Origin of the sequence: Mesorhizobium carmichaelinearum, assembly GCF_900199455.1 — a bacterium.
Lineage (GTDB): Bacteria > Pseudomonadota > Alphaproteobacteria > Rhizobiales > Rhizobiaceae > Mesorhizobium > Mesorhizobium carmichaelinearum.
In genome coordinates, this window is sequence record NZ_FZQR01000004.1 from 393967 (window position 1) to 413078 (window position 19112).

The window sequence follows — 19112 nt, forward strand, 5'->3', positions numbered from 1 at the left end:
AAGGGTGAAATCGCGATGTCAGGCCAAGAGCCCCGCACTTTCCGCAGCATGTTCATTTCCGACGTCCATCTCGGCTCGAAGGCGGCGAAGGCCGACTTCCTGATCGATTTCCTGCGCTACCACGACGCCGACATCATCTATCTGGTCGGTGACATCGTCGATGGCTGGCGGCTGCGGCGCAGCTGGCACTGGCCGCAAAGCCACAATGACGTCGTGCAGAAATTGCTGCGCAAGGCACGCAAGGGCGCCTCGATTACCTATATCGCCGGCAACCACGACGAATTCGCCCGCCAGTTCCAGGGCGTGCATTTCGGCGGCATCGTCGTTGCCGACCGCGCCATCCATGAAACAGCCGACGGCAAGCGCCTGCTCGTCATCCATGGCGACCAGTTCGACACGGTGGTGCACAACGCGCGCTGGCTCGCCTATCTCGGCGACCACGCCTATGACGCCGCGATGATCGTCAACCGCGTGGTGACGCGGCTGCGCCAATTGCTCGGCCTGCCTTACTGGTCGTTCTCGTCCTGGGCCAAGGTCAACGTCAAGAAAGCAGTGAACTTCATCGGCTCGTTCCAGACCATGCTTGCGGAAGAAGCGCGCCGCTCGCATGTCGACGGCATCATCTGCGGCCATATCCACCATGCCGCCATCGAGAATTTCGGCGATGTCCAGTACATCAACACCGGCGACTGGGTGGAAAGCTGCACGGCCGTGGTCGAGCACTTCGATGGCCGGATGGAAATCCTGACCTGGGCGCAGGTGCTGCCGGAGTCGTTTGACGAACCTTTCATCCCGATGCTCATCGAGGATCGGGTCGGGCAGGCGGCCTGATGCGAAGGTTGCGACCGCTTTAAGCGTTAATCGATTAGTCCAGCCGGTTTCGTCTGGTTTTCCGCCATGTTAAGGGATCGATCTACGTCGCCGGCCGATCGTACGCGGCGTAATTGGATCGATTCATGTCCCTGCCGCCGCTTTCGCCCGAACAACTTGTCAAGCCGCGCCATTTCGAGCTGCGCATGAGCCTGATTTTCGGCACGCTGTTCATATCGCTCGGCACGCATCTGCCCTATTTCCCGCTCTGGCTGCAGGCCAAAGGGTTTCACGCCGAGCAGATCGCGGTCATCCTGGCGGCGCCGATGTTCCTGCGCGTGGTGACGACACCGCTGCTGACGACGCTCGCCGATCGGGCGAGAGACCGCGCCAATGTCTATGTCGCGCTGGTGGCAGCCTCGCTGTTGCTCTCGGCGGGTTATTTCCTCACGCCGACCTACGCGATGGTGCTGGCGGTGTCGCTGGCGCTGACCATTGTCTGGACGCCGCATTCGCCGATCGCCGATTCGCTGGCGCTTTCGGGCGTGCGCCGCTTCGGCTCGAACTACGCAAGCATGCGCAAATGGGGTTCGATCTGCTATCTCTGCGCCAATGTTGCGGGTGGCTTCATCCTGGCGGCCACCGGTCCCCAGGCCGTTCCGGTGATCATATTCCTTGCCCTTGGCGCGGCGCTCGTCGCCGGGCTGCTGGCGCCGCGCATGGGGCGGCCGCGCAAGGCCTCACCGCTGTCGGCGGCGGAAATCCAGCATGCGGCGCCGAGCCTGTTCAATGCCTATTTCCTCTACTTCACCTTTGGCGTCGGCATCATCACCGCCAGCCACGCCTTCCTCTACGGCTTCGTTTCCATCTACTGGAAATCGATCGGCATCAGCGATTCCGTCGTCGGCCTGCTGTGGGCCTGGGGCGTCGTGTCCGAAGTCTGCATGTTTTTGTTTTTCAATCGCATTTTCGCCTCCGTGTCGGTCGTCAAGGTGATGGTGATCGCCGGCATCGGTTCGATCGTGCGCTGGATCATCTTTCCCCTGGTATGGCAGCTCGGCCTTGGCATCCCCGGCTTCTTCGCCGTGCAGTCGCTGCATTCGGTGTCTGTCGCGATGGTGCTCATCGGCCTGCAGAGAATGATCGCCGAGACCGTCTCCGAAGAGCGCACGGGCGCCGCGCAAGGCATCGCCTATTTCTTCAACGGCTTCTTCATGGCCGCCGTTACGCTGGCTTCCGGCCCGCTCTATGACCGTCTCGGCGTCGATGGTTTCCTGGTGATGATCCCGATCGCGATCGTCGGCCTCGTGCTGATCGGGCTTGCCGCGCGCTCAGCCCCAAAGCGCCCGGTCCGGCGGGGAGACGAGCGAACCCTGGTAGGCGAGACCCGGCACACGGTCGCGGGCAAGTAGCAGCGGACCGTCGAGGTCGACGAAATCGGCGTCCTGGGCGAGCAGGACCGCCGGCGCCATCGCCAGCGATGTGCCGACCATGCAGCCGACCATGATGCCGAAACCGAGTTCCCGGGCGCGGTCACGCAGCATGAGCGCTGCCGTCAGGCCACCCGACTTGTCGAGCTTGATGTTGACGGCGTCGTAGAGGCCGACCAGCGTTTCCAGGTTCTTCGCCTCATGCACGCTTTCATCGGCGCAGATCGGCACTGGATGCGCGATGTGGCGCAGGATTTCGTCCCGGCCGGCGGGCAGGGGCTGTTCCACGAGCGCAATGCCTTGCTCCGCGGCAAAAGCGAGGTTTGCGACTATGTTGTCGTCAGTCCAGCCCTCATTGGCATCAAGGATGATTCGGCTCTGAGGCGCGGCTTCCGTCACTGCGCGAATCCGGGCGATGTCGTTGTCGCCGCCGATCTTGACCTTCAACAGTGCCCGGCCAGCGTTGGCGCGGGCCTGCGCCGCCATCGCCTCGGGTTCGGCCAGCGACAGCGTGTAGGCGGTTTCGAGCGGACGCAGCGGAGCCGGCCAGATTGCGTTCGCCACCGGCTTGCCGCTGATCTTGGCTTCAAGATCCCACAGCGCGCAGTCGACGGCGTTGCGCGCGGCTCCCGCCGGCATTGCGTCGAGCAGGGCGGTCCGGTCGATACCGCCGGCGATCCGCTCACGCATCGCCTCGATCGCGGCATGCACGCCGTCCATGGTTTCGCCATAGCGCTTGTAGGGAACGCATTCGCCGCGACCACTATGACCGTCCTGGCTGATCGTGCAGGTGATGACCTCGGCCTCGGTCTTGGAGCCGCGCGAAATGGTGAAGGTGCCGGCGATTGGAAAACGCTCGGCCTCAACCGAAATGACACGCGCCATATTTTTCTGCTCCGGCTGTGCCAGAAGGGTCGTCGGCAAATCGACAAGGTCGGACCCATCAGGCTAAACAGGACGCCATGTTGACCATCGGCAAGCGCGACGCAAGCGGCACCACCGCCTCGGAGGCTGACCACCAACCGCGCGTGGCGGTCGGCGAGGAAGATGGCGTTCTCGGCTGTGCGTTTTCCGGAATCTGGACGACACGGACCGTGGCGGTGATCGACGCCGACATGCGCAAAATCGAGAAACGAAGCGGTTTCAAGACCTTGGCGCTGGATCTTTCGCATATCGAGAAGATCGACACCGCCGGCGCCTGGCTGATCGACCGGCTGGTCAGCGTCTTCGAGAAGAAGAACGTCGAGGTCCGGATGCAAGGCCAAAGCGAGATCGCTTCCATCCTGCTCGACGCCGTCAGCGAGGCCGTCCGGCGCGAGCCCGAATCCGGTCCGGCGCGGCCGCCCAACATCGTCATTCGGGCGCTGGAGGCGGTAGGCCGGCGCGTCTACGAGATGCGGGACGACTTCCTTGCTTCCATGAACATCCTTGGCGCCACCATCCGCGGCGCGCAGATGAAGCTCGGGCGGGGTCACGGCGTCAACCCGGCGGCGATCTTCAACCAGATCGACCGCATGGGTGTCGGCGCTATTCCGGTGGTGGTGCTGATGTCGGCGATCGTCGGCGCCATCGTTGCCCAGCAAGGCGCCTACCAGCTCAGCTATTTCGGTGCCGACCTCCTTGTCGTCGACCTGGTCGGCGTGCTGATCCTGCGCGAACTCGGCGTGCTGATGACGGCCATCATGATCGCCGGCCGCTCCGGCAGCGCGATCACCGCCGAGATCGGCTCGATGAAGATGCGCGAGGAGGTCGACGCGCTGAAGGTTATCGGCCTCAACCCGATCGGCGTTCTGGTGTTTCCGCGCCTGGTCGCGCTTGTCATCGCGTTGCCTTGCCTGACCATCATTGCCAATTTCGCGGCGCTTGGCGGCGGTATGGCCGCTGCCTGGCTTTATTCCGGCATCACACCAGCGGCGTTTATCGACCGACTGCGCGTCGCCATCGACCTCAGCACCATTTTTGCCGGCCTGATCAAGGCGCCGTTCATGGCCATGATCATCGGCACGATTGCCTCGGTCGAAGGTATGAAGGTCGGCGGCAGTGCTGAATCGCTCGGCCAGCACGTGACAGCCTCGGTGGTGAAGTCGATCTTCGTCGTCATCATCCTGGATGGGCTTTTCGCCATATTCTATGCAGCGATCGCGTTCTGACAGATGGCGAAGGGCAATAGCATCAAAATGAAGGAAGTGGACGAGAACGAAATCGTCCTTTCGGTGCGCGACGTCACCGTTGCCATCGACGGAAAGCTGATCCTCGACAAACTTTCGCTCGATATCAGACGCGGCGAAATCCTGGGCTTTGTCGGTGCCTCGGGCGCTGGCAAATCGGTGCTTTTGCGCACCATCCTTGGCCTGCTGCGCAAGCAATCCGGAACGATCAAGCTGTTCGGCGTCGATGTCGATAAAGCGAGCGACATGGAACGCCTTCGCGTCGACATGCGGCTTGGCGTGCTCTTCCAGCATGGTGCGCTGTTTTCGGCCCTGACCGTGCAGGAAAACGTTCAGGTGCCGATGCGCGAATATCTCGACCTGCCAAGAAAGTTGATGGATGAGTTGGCGTTGCTCAAGATCGAATTGGTTGGCCTGCCGCCGGATGCGGCGCAGAAATTCCCCTCCGAACTTTCCGGCGGCATGATCAAGCGCGCCGCGCTTGCGCGCGCCCTGGCACTCGATCCGGACATCGTCTTTCTCGACGAGCCGACGTCGGGCCTCGATCCGATCAGTGCGGCAGAGTTCGACGAACTGGTAGTCAAGCTGCGCGATACGATGGATTTGACCGTCTATATGGTGACGCACGACCTCGACACGCTCTTTACCGCTTGCGACCACGTGGCGGTGCTGGGCAAGAAGAAAGTATTGGTCGAAGGCACCATCGACGACATGCTGAAGAGCGAGGAGCCGTGGGTAAAGTCCTATTTCCGCGGAAAACGCGCCCGGCAACTTGATCTTGCCGCACGTGCATAGCCATAAGTGAAGCCATGGAAACCAGAGCCAACTACGTCATTGTCGGCATTTTCACGCTGGTTGCGATCCTGGCGGCATTCGCCTTCGTCTACTGGACGGCGGCGATCGGTGACAGGGGCGAGACCGCGTTGCTGCGCGTGCGCATTCCGGGTTCGGCTTCCGGCCTCGGCCCCGGCAGTCTGGTGCTGTTCAACGGCGTCAAGGTCGGTGTGGTCAAGCGCGTCTATCTCGACCTTGACAATCCGACGGTCGCCATCGCCGACGCTGAAATCGACCGGCTGACCCCGATCACCAAGTCGACGCAGGCCGATCTCGGCCTTGCCAATCTCACCGGCCAGGCCAATATCGAACTCAAGGGCGCCGACCCCAAGGAGGTCAAACTCCTCGATCAGGCCGAGAAGGAAGGCAAGGTCGCGGAGATCATCGCCAACCCTTCTGCAGTGACCAATCTGCTGCAAACGGCGCAGAACATCTTCACCCGTGCCGACAAGGTGCTGACCGAACTCGAGGGCTTCACCAAGGATGTCCGCGGGCCGCTGACGCAGACCGTGCAGAATGTGCAGACGTTCTCCGATGCGCTGGCCAAGAATTCCGACGGCATCGACAAGTTCCTGTCCAGTGTCAGCGCGCTGTCCGATGAGCTGAAAGGCTTGTCCGGCAAGCTCGACGGCACACTGAAGGCCGCAGAAGGGATTCTCACTGCGGTCGACAGGGACAAGATCAAGAGCATCGTCGCCAATGTCGATACGGTGACCGCGAACCTCAAGCAGACGTCGCAACAACTCGACGGTGTGATCAAGAATGTCGACACCGCGGTCGGGTCCGTCAATGATTTCGCCAAGCAGACGCAAGGGACGCTGGCCAAGGTCGATGGCGTGCTCGACGGGGTCGACCCGGCGCAGGTGCGTGCCGCTCTGGCCAATATCCAGAAAGCCAGCGAAAACGCCAACAAGGCCGCCGCCGACATCGCCGTGGTGACCGAAAAATTTGCCAACCGCGCCGACGACATCGACCAGACGATCAAGAACGCCAAGCAGCTGGCGCAGCGGCTCAACGATGCCTCGGTGCGCGTCGACGGCATCCTCGCCAAGGTCGATACCTTGCTTGGATCGGGGCAGGCCGATGGCGTGATGGCCGATGCCAGGGATACGCTGAAGTCGTTCAAGCAGGTTGCCGATACGCTGAATGCGCGGCTTGGCGTCATCACCGACAATCTGGCGCGCTTCTCGGGCCAGGGCCTGTCGAATGTCGAGGCGCTGGTGCAGGACAGCCGGCGCTCGATCAGCCGCATCGAGGAGGCGGTCACCGATCTCAGCCGCAACCCGCAGCGCATTCTTTCGGGTGGCGACGGCGAGGTTCGGCAATTCGATGGCAGGGCGCGGCGTTGACTTCGGCGTCGGCGCGCCCCAAGAACATGACCTGCGGATGCGGGTTGATCTTACGATCCGGGGACAACGGGGATCGCGCGTGAAGTCGGTGTGGGTGAGAACGGTTGGATTGACACCGGCTGCGGCGTTGCTTGCGCTATCGCTTGCCGGCTGTGCGGTACTGGGCGGCAAGCCTGCGCCGCTCGATACGTTTGAGCTGTCGGCGCCTTCGGTTGACGCCCATGGTCATAGCCGCAAGCAAATCCTGATCGCCCAGCCTTCGGCGCTCAAGGCACTGGACAGCCAGAACATCGTCATCAAGCCGTCGGACCGCTCGATCCAGTATCTGAAGGGCGCGCAATGGGCCGACCGCCTGCCGCTGATCGTACAGGCGCGGCTGGCCGAGACCTTCCAGCGCTCGGGCAGCTTTGCCGGCGTCGGCAAGCCGGGCGAGGGCCTGGCGATCGACTACCAGGTGATCGTCGAGATCCGGTCCTTCGAAGTGAGTGTCGACGGCGGCGAGCACGCCGAGGTCGACCTGTTCGTGCGCATCCTCAACGACCGCAACGGCGAAGTGCGCGCTTCCAAGAGCTTTACGGCATCCGCACCGGTTTCGGGCAGTGGCAACCCTGCCTATGTCGGCGCGCTCGACAGCGCGTTCGGCCAGGCGGCAAAGGACATCGTGCGCTGGACAGACTCGGTGATCTGACGGCAGCTGCTTGACGCCACTTGTAGAAGGTCACGTGGCTGATCGCGTGCCAGCGGCATAACTCCGGCGCCGATGTTCCTTGAACGCTCCACCTATTCAGAAGGAATTGGCAGGCCCCAATGGCGGCGAGATTCAAAAATAATAGAAGTTTCTATTTTTGAAATACCCATGCCTCTCGTAAGCCGATCTAGCGCTAGATCTTTGAGGGCACGAATGTTCTTTGCCACGACATGAACAACCAGATCAAACCGACCGCTAATAACATAGACGGAACGGACTTCCGGAATCGCCGAAAGTTTATGAAGGACTTCGTCTACCAGATCCCGATCGTGCTTTGCCATCTCGATCATCAACAGAGCTTCGACCTCGAAGCCAACCTTGGCTGAGTCTATGTGAGCATGCGCGCCGTGCAAAACTCCTATTGAACGCAAGCGCTTCAGGCGCTCATGCACCGACGAGGGCGCAAGACCTACGGAAGCCGCAAGCTCTTTTGTCGATAGCCAAGCGTCTTCTTGCAGAAGCGCCATCAAAGCGAAATCTGTTCGGTCAAGCCCGGTCAATTGCGTCATTTTCCGAATTATCTTCGTTTGATTTGCAACCGTACCTAAGGGTAGCCTTTCAAAGGTGAATTGCAACGAAGATTGTTTGCTCGCACCTAGCTCGAATTGAGACCGATGCATCTCAATACCACCGCCCGCCTGCCGGACCGCTCCCCCCTGAAAGGCCGAAAGACCACCGATCTGAGGGGGGGCGCTTGCTGTCTCCGCACTTTCACCACGGGTGGGCTATCGATCACGTCTTTGACCATCGATCGAAGGTGGGAGTCGGCGAAGCTCCCCGACGAAACTGAACAAGGAGAGTGCAGTGGCTGAAGCTCAAATCTGGCATGAAATTCGAATCAAGGCGACCCCGGCAGCGATTTACGAAGCGATCACTACGCCGCAGCGGTTGGCTTCGTGGTGGATACCCGACACGCGCGGTGAATCCGTTATCGGCGGCGAGCTGCAGTTTTGGTTTGCACCGACTGCGTCGATGACGATGCGTGTGCTCGAACTCGCGCCTGACAGACTAGTGCTCTGGCGCTCTGTCGGTGGGCCTCTGTCGGACTGGGCTGAAACCGAGGTTGAGTTCAAGATCATCCCGCAGGGTGAGCGGACTGCGTTGCAACTTCGCCACTACGGCTGGCGCGAAATCGCCGAGGGCTTTCCATACTATTCTTTGAGTTGGGCGGTTTATATGGCCAGTTTGAAGGACTTGTTGCAGACTGGGGAGGGGCATCCCTTTCCCAACAAATGGGCCGGAGGGGGTGAGTGAGAAGAAAGCCCTCACTTCGCGTTGGCGACGATCCCGGCTTGGGCTCGAACCCGCGAGGCTTTGCGAAATCCCCGACCTGTCAGGACCACTGTCAGGCAAAGGAATGGGCGTAGATTCTGGCAAGGCCGGCATGATCGAATTCTCAACCTGTTGGACCACCGGGATCGTTTGAATTCCATCTGCCACACATGAAAAAGGCGGGCCATGGCCCGCCTTTTTGTTCTTCCGTATCGGCCGCTCAGTGCAACCGCCCGCTGGCGTGGGCCAGCATGGTGTAGACCTTGCCGGTATCCGACGTCAGGTAGGTCTGCGCCATGATGTTGTCGCGGTCGTTGCGCGAGACATCCTTGAGCAGCTTTTCGAAGTCGTCGCAGTAACGGTCGACAGCGGCGCGGAACTCGGCCTCTCCCTGATACTTGCGGCGGATTTCGTCGAAGGTCTGCTGACCCTTCAGCGTGTAGAGCCGGCGCGTGAACACGTCCCGCTCGCCGCGCCGATAGCGGTTCCACAGCTCGATCGAAGCATCGTGGTCGATCGCCCGCGCAATATCGACGGACAGCGAGTTCAGTGATTCCACAACATGCAGCGGCGAGCGCTGGGCAGGGGCCGCGCGCGGTGCTTCCGCGGGCGCCGAAGGTGGTGCTGCCGGCCTGAGATCCGCATCGTTCGATGCCGCGGTCAGGAGATCACGCACCCAGCCGCCCTGCGGCGTGCGGGCGCCGGCGTCAGGACGCTGGCGCGGTGCCGCCTCGGCCGGACGCTCGAGATCGAGCGTGCCGCGAAGTGCTGCGCCACCCAGCGGCGCCTGGGGCGTGCGAAGCTCCGGCTGCGGTGCCGGCGCGCGACGCGGCGGCTCGGCAGGACGTGCCGCCGGCGCTTGCGGCGCCGGGCGCAGCGGGCGTGGCTCAGCGGCATCGCCGCCGCCGCGACCGGACTTCGCAACGATGTCCGAAAGCTCCTTCAGGGCGTTGATCTGCTCCGAAACGGCGCGGCGGATGGCGGAGGTCGATTCCTTTGCCTCTTCCGGCATCTCGATGACGCCCTTCTTGAGCTCGGCGCGGGTCAGGTCGAGTTCGCTCTTGATCGAGCTCGCGGTGCGCCGCATCTCATCGGTGGCATCGGCGAAGCGCTTGGTGGCGGAATCGACGACATCGGTGATGGCGTTGCGGATCTTGTCGGCCGATTCCATCGTCTTGCCTTCGGCGTTCTGCAGCGTCTGGCCGACGAGGTTCTCGAACGAGCGCATGACCCTTTCGAGATCTTCCGACTTCTTGACCAGGCCGACTGCGAGATCTTCGAGCGACGACTGCCTTTCCAGCGTGTGTTCGAGGTTGCTCTGGGCCGAGCTCAACAGGTCCGAGGCGCTGGCCAGCAGACGGCTGTGTTCATCGAACTTGGTGGCGATCGAGGCCACTTCGCGCAAGGTCGACGAAGACAGTTCCGTCAGCCTCGTGGTGTTCGAATCGACCAGACGCGCCGAGCTGGCGAAGGTCTGAGCCGCCTTTTCGGTGGTGGCCGCGAAGCTCTGCGTGCTGCCGGTCAGGCGTTCGTCGACCTGGCCGAGGTTGACCGCGGCCTGCTCGATCAGCTGGCCGAGCTGCGAGCTGGAGTTGGTCATGCGGCCGATCAGATCGGCAACGCTGTCCGACAGCGACGAGCGGGCGCCTTCGACCGCCGACAAGGTCTCGGCGGTGCGGCTGGCGAGCGCGTTGACCAAGGCTGCATTTTCGCTGCGCAACTTCTCCGTGGCGCGTTCGGTGACCTCTTCCATGCTCTTTTGCAGTTCCGAGCCGCCCTGGGCAAAACGCTCGACCAGCGGCCGCGCGGTCTCGTCGAGGATTTTAGACATTTCGGCGGAGCGCGCCGCGAGCATGGTGTTGAGTTCGCGGGTGTTGGCGCCGATCGTCTTGGCGGCATCGTTGGTGCTCTGGCCGATATGCTGGCCAACAGCGGTGAAGGTCTCGGCGATCACATTGGCGCGCGAGACGAGCTGCGCCTCGGCGCTCGACACCTGCTCGTTGAGCCTCTGGCCCATCGTCTCGGTGGTGAAGGCGAGGCGGTTCTCGACACTGGCGATCTGCTCCTCGACACGGGCGGCCGCGGCCGCCGCGCTCGTTGCAAGACGCTCGTCGGCACCGGCAAGTGCCTGCTCGATTTCGCGGGCATGCACGGCCATCTCCTGGCCGGTCTGGCGCGCACGGTCAGCGACCCGCTGCTCGGTGTTGGCGAAAGCACCGACGATGGTCTGCGCATGCTCGCCGATCGTCGAAGAGCTGTCGGCGATGCGCGCGACCAGGCGCTGGTCGGCCTCGTCGAAGATGCGGCCGATTTCCGACGCACGGTTGGACAGCGCGTCCGAACCTTCCGCGATACGCGAGACCAATTGCTGATCGGCGGCATCGAAGATGCGGCCAAGGTCCGACGCGCGGGCGGCCAGCGCTTCGGCCGATTCGCCGATGCGCACGCCGAGCCGCTGGTCGGCGCTTTCGAAGTTGCGCAGGATGTCGCCGGCGCGGGCGGCCAGCGACTGTGCTGTCTCGACGGCGCGGGCAACCAGTTTCTGGTCGGCCGCGTCAAAGGCCCCGGCGATCTCGTTTGCACGGGCGGCGAGATGATCCGCGGTATCCTGAGCCCGGGCCGCCAACTGGTCGGTGGTTGCCTGGGCGCGGGCGGCGAGCTTTTGGTCCGCCATGTCGAAGGTACCGGCGATCTCGCCGGCTCGGGCGGCCAGCTGATCGGCGGTTTCATGGGCACGGGCCAGCAGCGAGCTGGAGGTGTCGTCGGCACGGGCCAGCAAGGCGTTCGACGTATCTTCCGCACGGGCGTGGAGGCGACGGTCGGCTTCCTCGAAGGTGCGGGCGATGTCTTCGGCCCGCGCCAGAAGGGCGGCGGAGGTCTGCTCGGCGCGCTCGGCAATCTTGCGATCGGCGTCACTGAAGGCCGCGCCGGCCTGCTCATGCAGCGTGCTGGTGACCTCCATGACCTTTTCGCGCAGGGCGCCGGCGACGAAGACCGCGCTCTTCTCTAGCACGCTGCGGACGTTGTCGACGCCGGTCGACAGCGCGCGCTCCATGGTTCCGGCGCGTTCCTCGATGATGCCGGTCTGGCGGCTGAACGCCTGCTCGATCTTGTCCACATCGGCGGCGATCGCGGCCGAAATGTCGGTGCTCCGGGCAGCGATCTGATCGATGTGGCCGGACAGCGAACGGTCGACGTCCTTGCGGGTCTCGGCAAGTTTGCCGAGATCGTCTTCCAGCGCGCGGCTCAGCATGTTGCGGCCTTCGGCCAGCTGGCCGACATGGCCGGCGATGATACCGTCGATATCGCCGCGGCTTTCGGTCAGCATCCGCAGGTCGGCTTCGAGGGCGCGCTTGAGAATGTCGCGGCCTTCGGCCAGCTTCTCGACCTGGCCGGCGACGAGGCCGTCGATGCTGGAGCGGCTTTCGGCGAGTTTGGCGAGATCCGCTTCGAGAGCGCGTTTGAGCACGTCGCGGCCTTCGGCCAGTTTCTCGACCTGGCCGGCCACCAGGCCGTCGATGCTCGAACGGCTCTCGGCCAGCTTGGCAAGATCGTCCTCGAGGGCCTTCGACAGAGTAGAACGGTCCTGGACGAGCCTTTCCGCATGGCTGTTCACCAGGCCGCTGACGCTCTCAAGGTCGGCTTCCAGGGTTCGCGCGAACTGTGCACGGTCATCGACAAGCTTCTGCGACTGGTCGGCAACTGCACCTCTGATCGTGTTGAGGTCGGCTTCCAAAGCTCGCTTGAGGATATCTCGGCCTTCAGCGAGCTTCTCGACCTGGCCGGAAACCAGCCCGTCAATGCTCGACCGGCCTTCGGCCAGTTTGGCGAGGTCGTCTTCCAATGCCTTGGAAAGTGTCGAGCGGTCCTGGACGAGTCTTTCGGCGTGGCTGTTCACCAACCCGCTGACGTTTCCGAGGTCGACTTCCAGCGCTTTCGACAGTGTCGAACGGTCTTGAACAAGTCGCTCAGAGTGGCTGTTGACCAACCCGTTGACTGTTTCGAGATCGGCTTCGAGCGCCTGGGCGAACTGCGCGCGGTCGTCGACCAGCTTCTGCGACTGGTCGGCAACGGTGCTCCTGATCGTGTTGAGGTCGGCTTCCAGGGCGCGCTTGAGGATGTCGCGGCCTTCGGCCAGTTTTTCCACCTGGCCGGCGACGAGGCCGTCGATGCTGGAACGGCTGTCGGCCAGCTTGGCGAGATCGTCCTCAAGAGCTTTCGACAGGGTCGAACGATCCTGAACCAGCCTGTTCATGTGGTCGGCGATGACGCTGTTCACATTCTGCAGGTCGGCTTCCAGAACCCGCGAAAGCTGTCCGCGGTCCTCCGCCAGTTTTTCCGACTGGCTCGATATGACGCCCTTGATGGTGTTGAGATCCGATTCCAGCGCGCGCTTGAGAATGTCGCGGCCCTCGGCCAGCTTCTCGACCTGGCCGGCGACGAGGCCATCAATGCTCGAGCGGCTTTCGGCGAGCTTGGCAAGGTCGGCTTCGAGCGTCTGCGACAGCAGGCTGCGGTCGTTGGCAAGCCGTCCCGAATGATCGTCAAGCAGGCCCCTGATGCCCGAGAGATCGCTCTCGAGCGAACGGCCGAGCTGGCTGCGGTCTTCCACCAGCTTTGCCGAATGCGCCTCGATCAGGCTCTTGATGCCGGCAATATCGTTTTCCAGGGCCTTGGCGAGCACCGCACGGCCCTCGGCGATCTTCTCGACCTGACCGGCGACCAGCCCGTCAATGCTGGCGCGGCTGTCGGACAGTTTGCCGAGGTCGGCTTCCAGGGCGCGCGACAGGATGTTGCGGCCTTCGGCGAGCTTTCCAACGTGGCCGGCGACCATTTCATCAATGATCGTACGAGCTTGCACGAGTTTTCCAGAGTCTTCGTTGAGAGCCAGCGAGAGCCGGCTGCGGCCCTCTTCCAGCCTTTCGAGGTGGCTGCCCAGCGACGCGTCGATGGCAGCACGCGATTCATTGACCTTGCGCAGATCCTCTTCGAGAGCGCGCGCGATCAGGCTGCGGCCTTCGGCCAGCTTCTGCACCTGGTTGGTCACCGCGGCATCGATGCCGGCGCGGCCTTCGGCGAATTTCTCCAGATCCGCCTCCATGGCGGCGGCCATGCGCTCGCGGCTTTCGGAGAGCTTGCGGCTGTGGTTTTCGACGGCTTCCTCGATGCCGACGCGGGCGTCGGCAAGCCGCTGGATGTCGCTATCGAAGGAACGCGAGACGACATGACGTGCCGCTTCCATGCGCCCGGCAAAGTCGCTGGCGCGGGCCTCCAGCATGCTCGACGTCGAGGTGACGATGTCGGCCATGTCGGCGCCGATCTGGATCTTGCCCTGATCGATCATCGCGGCCAGCGTGTCCTTGCTTTCGGCGAAGGTGTGGGCGATCTCGCGGGCGCGCTCGACCAGCGTTTCGTTGATCTGGCGGGCGCGGGCCTCGAGCGCGGCGTTCAACTTCTGGGTACCGGTGTCCAGCGCTTCGGCGCGGGTCTGGAACTCGCTGATCAGCGCCTGGCCGCGTTCGGCGAGCGTGCGCTCGATGCCGTTGAGGCTGGCTTCGAATTCCGAATTGAGGGTGCGCGCGGCACCGCCCAGCAGCGACACCATGCCGGTGGTGCGATCGTCGAGCAGATCGGTCAGCGACCGGGTCAGGCCGTCCGTCGTGTCCGTCAGCTTGGCAATGCGCGTGTCGAGCAGACTGGCGAAGGCCTCGCCGGAGGTCGAAAGCCTGTCGGTGATACGGTCGAGCCGGCCTTCGACCGAATCGAAGATCGACATCGAGCTTTCATTGATGCGGTCGATCAGCGTGTCGCCGGAATTGGTGATCGTCATCGACAGCTTGGTCGAGGCGTTGAGGATCGAATCGCGGATGATGTCGCTGGCAGCGCCGATTTCATCCCTGAGCGTCTCATGCGCCCCTGAAATCGAGGCGCGGACGCGCTCGGCATGGGTGACGACCGCCTCGCGCTCGCTGCCGAGCCCGTCGACCAGTGAACGGATGCGGGTTTCGTTTTCCGAATAGGAGCGTTCGATCTGGTTGACTTCGCTGTGGACCAGCGTTTCCAGCTCGACGGCACGGGCAAGCGTGCGTTCGATGCCTTCGCCCATGGCCGCCACCTCGCGGCGAACGGCCTGGCCGATCATCATCACACGATCCTGCGCCATGTTTTCCGGCTCGGTCAGGCGGAAGGCCACTTCCGTCATCGACTGGGCGGCAATGCGCATGTCCTGGGCGCGGCGAATCATGGCCGCGAAGGCCCAAAACAGGATGATCGGTACGATCGCCGCGATGGCGAGGCCAATCAACTCGGGACGGGCAAGGAACTGGTCGAGTGTGCGGATCCGCCAGATGCTCGGTCCGAACAGCAGGTTGGCCAGCCCGCCGGCGCCCGCGATCCAGGCCAGCGAGACAAAGGCAACGATCCAGTAGACGGTGTTGGAGGCGCGCCTGTTGAGGCTGTGCAGGAGTGTCTTGTAATCTTTCTGACGATCGTCATTGGCCGGCGCAAAGCCCGCGGGCTGCGTGCCATTGCCATTGCGTGTCTCGACGGGGCGCAGTTCGGCGGGCTTGGCCTTTGGCGCGGACTGATTGGCAATGGGGGCCTGATTGGCGGCGGGGGCCGGCTTCTGGCTGCGTCCCTCGCGGGCCAGTTCGTCGGCGGCTTGAGATATCTGCGCTTCCAGATCTTCCATCGAAGCCGCGATATCGAGATCGCCGCTGCCGACATCGCTGCTGAGGTCGAGATCGAGCGCCTTTTCCAGTTCCCTGGCCACGTCGCTGTCGAGATTTCTCGTCGTCGTCGTTGGTTTCTTTGCCATGCCTTCGCTACCCTGTACTAGCTGCCGCGGGCTTATAATTGTCTTTGTCGTACCCCGCGCAGGAGGCTGAAAATGGACCCCTCGTATCGTAATGACACAGGGGGGTAAAGAAAACATGCATTCCGCGGGATACGTAAAACTTTAAATATAAGGTTAACGGAAGCGTGATTTAGGCGCCGCTTTCGCAACATTTTTCCCGGCCATTCATTAACCCGTTGTCCATTGGATTCGCCTAGTTTTTCAGGCGACCGAAGAAAACGGAGTTCGAGTTCATGCGTGGCGAAAGCGGCATTGCCTTCTCAATGCCCGGGGGCGACGTATCGGGAACCAGACAGTCCCGACCGGTCGATTTGGCACACCTTGCCCGGCAGACGATGGGCGACCGCGCCCTCGAGCAGGAGGTGCTGGCGCTGTTTGTACAGCAGGCGCTGTCGGTACGCGACAAAATAGTCGATGCCGATCTCAAGGATCGGCTCCTGCTGGCGCATGGTTTGAAGGGGTCGGCTCGCGGCGTCGGCGCCTTCGCCATCGCCGATTGCGCCACCGAGATCGAGCGGAGCCCGGAAGACGGCCAGACGCTCAAGCGGCTTGGCAAGCTCATCGACGAAGTGCGCGATTTCATCGCCGCCATCAATCGCTGACCCGGTTTGTGGAAAAACGTCACCGAGCGGCGCTTTCGCGCGGCAGTTGACTTGTCTGCCGGAGTGATTATCTCGGCGGAAACTCTCAGGTGACAAATGACCAAACTGACCTTCATCGCCCATGACGGCACACAATTCGACGTGGATGCCGAAAACGGCTCGACGGTCATGGAAAACGCCATCCGCCACGCCGTGCCGGGGATCGAGGCGGAGTGCGGCGGCGCCTGCGCCTGCGCCACCTGCCATGTCTATGTCGATGAGGCCTGGACGGCGGAAGTCGGCGAGCCGGAGGCGATGGAAGAGGACATGCTGGACTTCGCCTACGACGTCCAGCCGAATTCGCGGCTGTCCTGCCAGATCAAGGTGCGCGACGCGCTCGACGGCCTGGTGGTGCGGGTGCCGGAGCGCCAGGGCTAAGGCGGCGCCGGCCCACGATCCAATTTCTTTGACACTTGCTGCTTGGCAGCAGGCCACGGCTCATGCAGTCTCGCCCCATTCCCAAGGGGACACATCGCATGACCGAAACAATCAAGACAGACGCCCTCATTGTCGGGGCAGGGCCTGTCGGCCTGTTCGCCGTGTTCGAGCTCGGCCTGTTCGACATGAAATGCCACCTGATCGACATTCTCGACAAACCCGGCGGCCAATGCGCGGAACTTTATCCGGAAAAGCCGATCTACGACATTCCCGGCTGGCCTTCGATCTCGGCGCAAGGGCTGGTCGACAAGCTGCTCGAGCAAATCCATCCGTTCAAGCCTGACTTCACCTACAACCGCATGGTCTCCAGCCTCGAGAAACTGGAGGATGGCAGCTTTCGCGTCACCACCGACGAGAACGAGGTATTCGAAGCCAAGGTGGTGGTGATCGCCGCCGGCGGCGGCTCGTTCCAGCCTAAGCGCCCGCCCATTCCGGGCATCGAGCCCTATGAGGGCAAGAGCGTCTTCTATTCGGTGCGCCGGATGGAGGATTTTCGCGGCCACGACCTTGTCATTGTCGGCGGCGGCGACTCGGCGCTCGACTGGACACTGAACCTGCAGCCGGTGGCAAAGAGCGTGACGCTGGTCCATCGGCGCCCCGAGTTCCGCGCGGCGCCCGACAGCGTCAACAAAATGTATGCCATGCAGGAGATGAAGCAGCTGGAATTCAGGGTTGGCCAGGTGACCGGGCTCGCAGGGGCCGATGGCCAGCTGTCATCGGCCACCATCAAGGGTGGCCCGGACGGCGATATCGAAGTGCCATGCACGCGCATGCTGCCCTTCTTCGGCCTGACCATGAAGCTCGGGCCGATCGCGGAATGGGGGCTCAATCTCCACGAAAACCTGATCCCGGTCGACACCGAGAAGTTCCAGACATCGGTGCCCGGCATTTTCGCGGTCGGCGACATCAACTCGTATCCAGGCAAGCTGAAGCTGATCCTGTCGGGCTTCCACGAAGTGGCGCTGATGGCGCAGGCGGCCAAGCGCATCATCAGCCCCGGCGAGCGGATCGTGTTCCAGTACACGACCTCGTCGACCAGCCTGCAGAAAAAGCTCGGCGTGGTGGGGTAAGAAGCGTTTCTATTCCGCGAGAACGGGCGCGGCCGCCTCGTCGCGGCCACGCAGCGCCCTTTCCGGCATCAACATCATTGCGACAAGCCCCAGCATCAGCGTGATGCCGGCGGTGATGAAGATCATCACGAACGGCAACGCCGATGTCAGCTGAATATGCGTCTGCGAGCCCTCGGCGGAGAGCGGCAGGCCATAGCCGAGCGCGACGGCGCCGAGCAGGGCGACGCCCAACGCGCCACCCAGCGTACGCAGGAAGGTCAGTACGCCGGTCGCAACCCCGAGATGGGCTCGGTCGACGGCATTCTGGACAGAGACGGTCGCGACCGGGAATGTCGTGCCGCCGCCCAAGCCGATCAGGGTGGTCAGGATCTCGACCTCGAGCAGCGAGGCGTGTTCCGCAATGGCACTGAGCACGCCGATGCTGGCAATGGCCAGAGTGATGCCGAACATGGCGATACGCTTGTAGTGCACGAAGCGGGGGATCAGGCGGCCGCTGGAAGCGGCACCGGCGACCGTGCCGAGCAGAAGGCCGAGCATGGCCATTCCCGATTCGCTGACGGACAGCCCGATGACGGTTTGCAAATAGACCGGCAAGTAGACCGACGCGCCGATATTCGCCGCCTGCAGCAGGAACATCGACAGCGCACCGGCGAGCATGATCGGGTTGCTCAGCACTTCAAGCGAGATCAACGGCTCGGCGGCCCTCAGCAGCCTCAGGGCGAACAAGGCCCAGAACACGGCAGAACAGGCCACCAGCCCGAAGATTTCGCGCGAGAACCACGGATAGGTGCTGCCGCCCCAGTTGAGTGCCAGAAGCAGAAGTGCGGTGGCGATGACCAGCAGTACAGCGCCCAATCCGTCGATGCGGTGATGTTTGGCTGCGATCGGCAGCTTCTTCAGCGGCTTGTTGATGATCGCCATGGCCAGGAGCCCAAGCGGAATGTTGATCCAGAAGATCAGCGACCAGTGCAGATGCTGCGCGAAGGTGCCGCCCAGCAATGGCCCGGCAATGCTGGCAACGGCCCAGGTGCCGGAGACCCATGCCGCATAGCGTGCGCGTTCGCGGGGCGGCACGAGGTCGCCGATCACGGTTTGCGCCAGCGCAAACAGACCGCCGCCGCCGGCACCCTGGATCGCGCGCCCTATCACCAGCATGAACATGTTGGGAGCCATGGCGCTGACCACCGATCCGATGAGGAAGATGAGGATCGCCGCGTAAACGGTCGGGCGACGGCCATAAACATCTGAAATCTTGCCGTAGAGCGGTGCCACGGCGGTTGCGGTCAGGAGATACCCGGTGACCATCCAGGGCAGATACTCGGCATGGCCGAGCGCTCGCGCGATGGTCGGCATGGCTGGCGCAATGATGGTCTGATCGAGCGCCGCCAGCAGCATGGACAGGAGAACGCCGCCGATGATGGCATTCTTCTCACTTTCGGTCAGCGGTGTGGCGGCAGCCGCCATGGTCTGCTTGTCGGCAGCCTGGTCCATAGTCT

14 protein-coding genes are annotated in these 19112 nt (G+C 62.9%); 10 read left to right on the top strand and 4 right to left on the bottom strand.

Features of this window, described 5'->3' with window-relative positions:
* Positions 1 to 15: 15 nt before the first annotated feature.
* Both CKW40_RS11735 and CKW40_RS11740 read left to right on the top strand, forming a co-directional pair.
* Positions 16 to 831 carry a UDP-2,3-diacylglucosamine diphosphatase gene (locus CKW40_RS11735; protein ID WP_095200304.1) on the top strand — a complete coding sequence of 272 codons (816 nt, stop codon included), beginning with the start codon at positions 16 to 18 and terminating at the stop codon, positions 829 to 831.
* Between the two features lie 125 nt (positions 832 to 956).
* The gene (locus CKW40_RS11740) at positions 957 to 2222 is read left to right on the top strand and encodes an MFS transporter (protein ID WP_095200051.1); all 1266 of its coding nucleotides are present in this window, start codon (positions 957 to 959) and stop codon (positions 2220 to 2222) included.
* On the opposite strand, the gene dgcA is transcribed toward CKW40_RS11740, so the two are convergent.
* A complete protein-coding gene (gene dgcA, locus CKW40_RS11745; RefSeq protein ID WP_095200052.1) occupies positions 2142 to 3125 on the bottom strand; it encodes an N-acetyl-D-Glu racemase DgcA in 984 nt (327 codons plus the stop codon). The two genes, CKW40_RS11740 and dgcA, sit on opposite strands and share 81 nt — an antisense overlap.
* Positions 3126 to 3202: 77 nt before the next feature.
* Here dgcA and CKW40_RS11750 point away from each other — a divergent pair, with 77 nt between their 5' ends.
* From CKW40_RS11750 to CKW40_RS11765, 4 genes are read left to right on the top strand one after another with little or no spacing between them, the layout of a single operon-like run.
* Positions 3203 to 4390 (top strand): ABC transporter permease, encoded by a 1188-nt coding sequence (locus CKW40_RS11750; protein ID WP_095200053.1) that lies wholly within the window; start codon positions 3203 to 3205, stop codon positions 4388 to 4390.
* 3 nt (positions 4391 to 4393) lie between these two features.
* Positions 4394 to 5203 (top strand): ABC transporter ATP-binding protein, encoded by an 810-nt coding sequence (locus tag CKW40_RS11755; protein WP_095200054.1) that lies wholly within the window; start codon positions 4394 to 4396, stop codon positions 5201 to 5203.
* Between the two features lie 14 nt (positions 5204 to 5217).
* Complete coding sequence (locus CKW40_RS11760) at positions 5218 to 6591, top strand: MlaD family protein (protein ID WP_095200055.1); 1374 nt, start codon at positions 5218 to 5220, stop codon at positions 6589 to 6591.
* Between the two features lie 37 nt (positions 6592 to 6628).
* Entirely contained in the window at positions 6629 to 7279 is a 651-nt protein-coding gene (locus CKW40_RS11765) for an ABC-type transport auxiliary lipoprotein family protein (RefSeq protein ID WP_179297927.1), read from the top strand.
* A gap of 92 nt (positions 7280 to 7371) precedes the next feature.
* Here the strand turns inward: CKW40_RS11765 and CKW40_RS11770 are convergent, their stop codons facing one another.
* Entirely contained in the window at positions 7372 to 7848 is a 477-nt protein-coding gene (locus CKW40_RS11770; protein ID WP_179297928.1) for an Lrp/AsnC family transcriptional regulator, read from the bottom strand.
* 295 nt (positions 7849 to 8143) lie between these two features.
* Between CKW40_RS11770 and CKW40_RS11775 the strand changes: the two genes are divergently transcribed.
* On the top strand, positions 8144 to 8593 hold the full coding sequence (locus CKW40_RS11775; protein WP_179297929.1) for an SRPBCC family protein: 450 nt from the start codon (positions 8144 to 8146) through the stop codon (positions 8591 to 8593).
* Positions 8594 to 8831: 238 nt separating this feature from the next.
* Here CKW40_RS11775 and CKW40_RS11780 read toward each other — a convergent pair whose 3' ends face one another.
* Positions 8832 to 15428: a kinesin gene (locus tag CKW40_RS11780; protein WP_095200059.1), complete on the bottom strand. Its 6597-nt coding sequence runs from the start codon at positions 15426 to 15428 to the stop codon at positions 8832 to 8834.
* 272 nt (positions 15429 to 15700) lie between these two features.
* On the opposite strand from CKW40_RS11780, the gene CKW40_RS11785 reads away from it, so the two are divergent.
* From CKW40_RS11785 to CKW40_RS11795, 3 genes are all read left to right on the top strand, one after another.
* Complete coding sequence (locus CKW40_RS11785) at positions 15701 to 16069, top strand: Hpt domain-containing protein (RefSeq protein WP_095200060.1); 369 nt, start codon at positions 15701 to 15703, stop codon at positions 16067 to 16069.
* 96 nt (positions 16070 to 16165) lie between these two features.
* Complete coding sequence (locus CKW40_RS11790; protein WP_095200061.1) at positions 16166 to 16486, top strand: 2Fe-2S iron-sulfur cluster-binding protein; 321 nt, start codon at positions 16166 to 16168, stop codon at positions 16484 to 16486.
* Positions 16487 to 16584: 98 nt separating this feature from the next.
* Complete coding sequence (locus tag CKW40_RS11795) at positions 16585 to 17616, top strand: NAD(P)/FAD-dependent oxidoreductase (RefSeq protein ID WP_095200062.1); 1032 nt, start codon at positions 16585 to 16587, stop codon at positions 17614 to 17616.
* 9 nt (positions 17617 to 17625) lie between these two features.
* On the opposite strand, the gene CKW40_RS11800 is transcribed toward CKW40_RS11795, so the two are convergent.
* Entirely contained in the window at positions 17626 to 19107 is a 1482-nt protein-coding gene (locus CKW40_RS11800; RefSeq protein ID WP_095200063.1) for an MDR family MFS transporter, read from the bottom strand.
* Between the last annotated feature and the right edge of the window lie 5 nt (positions 19108 to 19112).

What these genes read in the sequence shown, in the direction of transcription:
- CKW40_RS11735 (WP_095200304.1), top strand. Translation starts at nt 16, where the DNA reads ATGTCAGGCCAAGAGCCCCGCACTTTCCGCAGCATGTTCATTTCCGAC.
- CKW40_RS11740 (WP_095200051.1), top strand. Translation starts at nt 957, where the DNA reads ATGTCCCTGCCGCCGCTTTCGCCCGAACAACTTGTCAAGCCGCGCCAT.
- dgcA (WP_095200052.1), bottom strand. Translation starts at nt 3,125, where the DNA reads ATGGCGCGTGTCATTTCGGTTGAGGCCGAGCGTTTTCCAATCGCCGGC.
- CKW40_RS11750 (WP_095200053.1), top strand. Translation starts at nt 3,203, where the DNA reads ATGTTGACCATCGGCAAGCGCGACGCAAGCGGCACCACCGCCTCGGAG.
- CKW40_RS11755 (WP_095200054.1), top strand. Translation starts at nt 4,394, where the DNA reads ATGGCGAAGGGCAATAGCATCAAAATGAAGGAAGTGGACGAGAACGAA.
- CKW40_RS11760 (WP_095200055.1), top strand. Translation starts at nt 5,218, where the DNA reads ATGGAAACCAGAGCCAACTACGTCATTGTCGGCATTTTCACGCTGGTT.
- CKW40_RS11765 (WP_179297927.1), top strand. Translation starts at nt 6,629, where the DNA reads ATGCGGGTTGATCTTACGATCCGGGGACAACGGGGATCGCGCGTGAAG.
- CKW40_RS11770 (WP_179297928.1), bottom strand. Translation starts at nt 7,848, where the DNA reads ATGACGCAATTGACCGGGCTTGACCGAACAGATTTCGCTTTGATGGCG.
- CKW40_RS11780 (WP_095200059.1), bottom strand. Translation starts at nt 15,428, where the DNA reads ATGGCAAAGAAACCAACGACGACGACGAGAAATCTCGACAGCGACGTG.
- CKW40_RS11785 (WP_095200060.1), top strand. Translation starts at nt 15,701, where the DNA reads ATGCGTGGCGAAAGCGGCATTGCCTTCTCAATGCCCGGGGGCGACGTA.
- CKW40_RS11790 (WP_095200061.1), top strand. Translation starts at nt 16,166, where the DNA reads ATGACCAAACTGACCTTCATCGCCCATGACGGCACACAATTCGACGTG.
- CKW40_RS11795 (WP_095200062.1), top strand. Translation starts at nt 16,585, where the DNA reads ATGACCGAAACAATCAAGACAGACGCCCTCATTGTCGGGGCAGGGCCT.
- CKW40_RS11800 (WP_095200063.1), bottom strand. Translation starts at nt 19,107, where the DNA reads ATGGACCAGGCTGCCGACAAGCAGACCATGGCGGCTGCCGCCACACCG.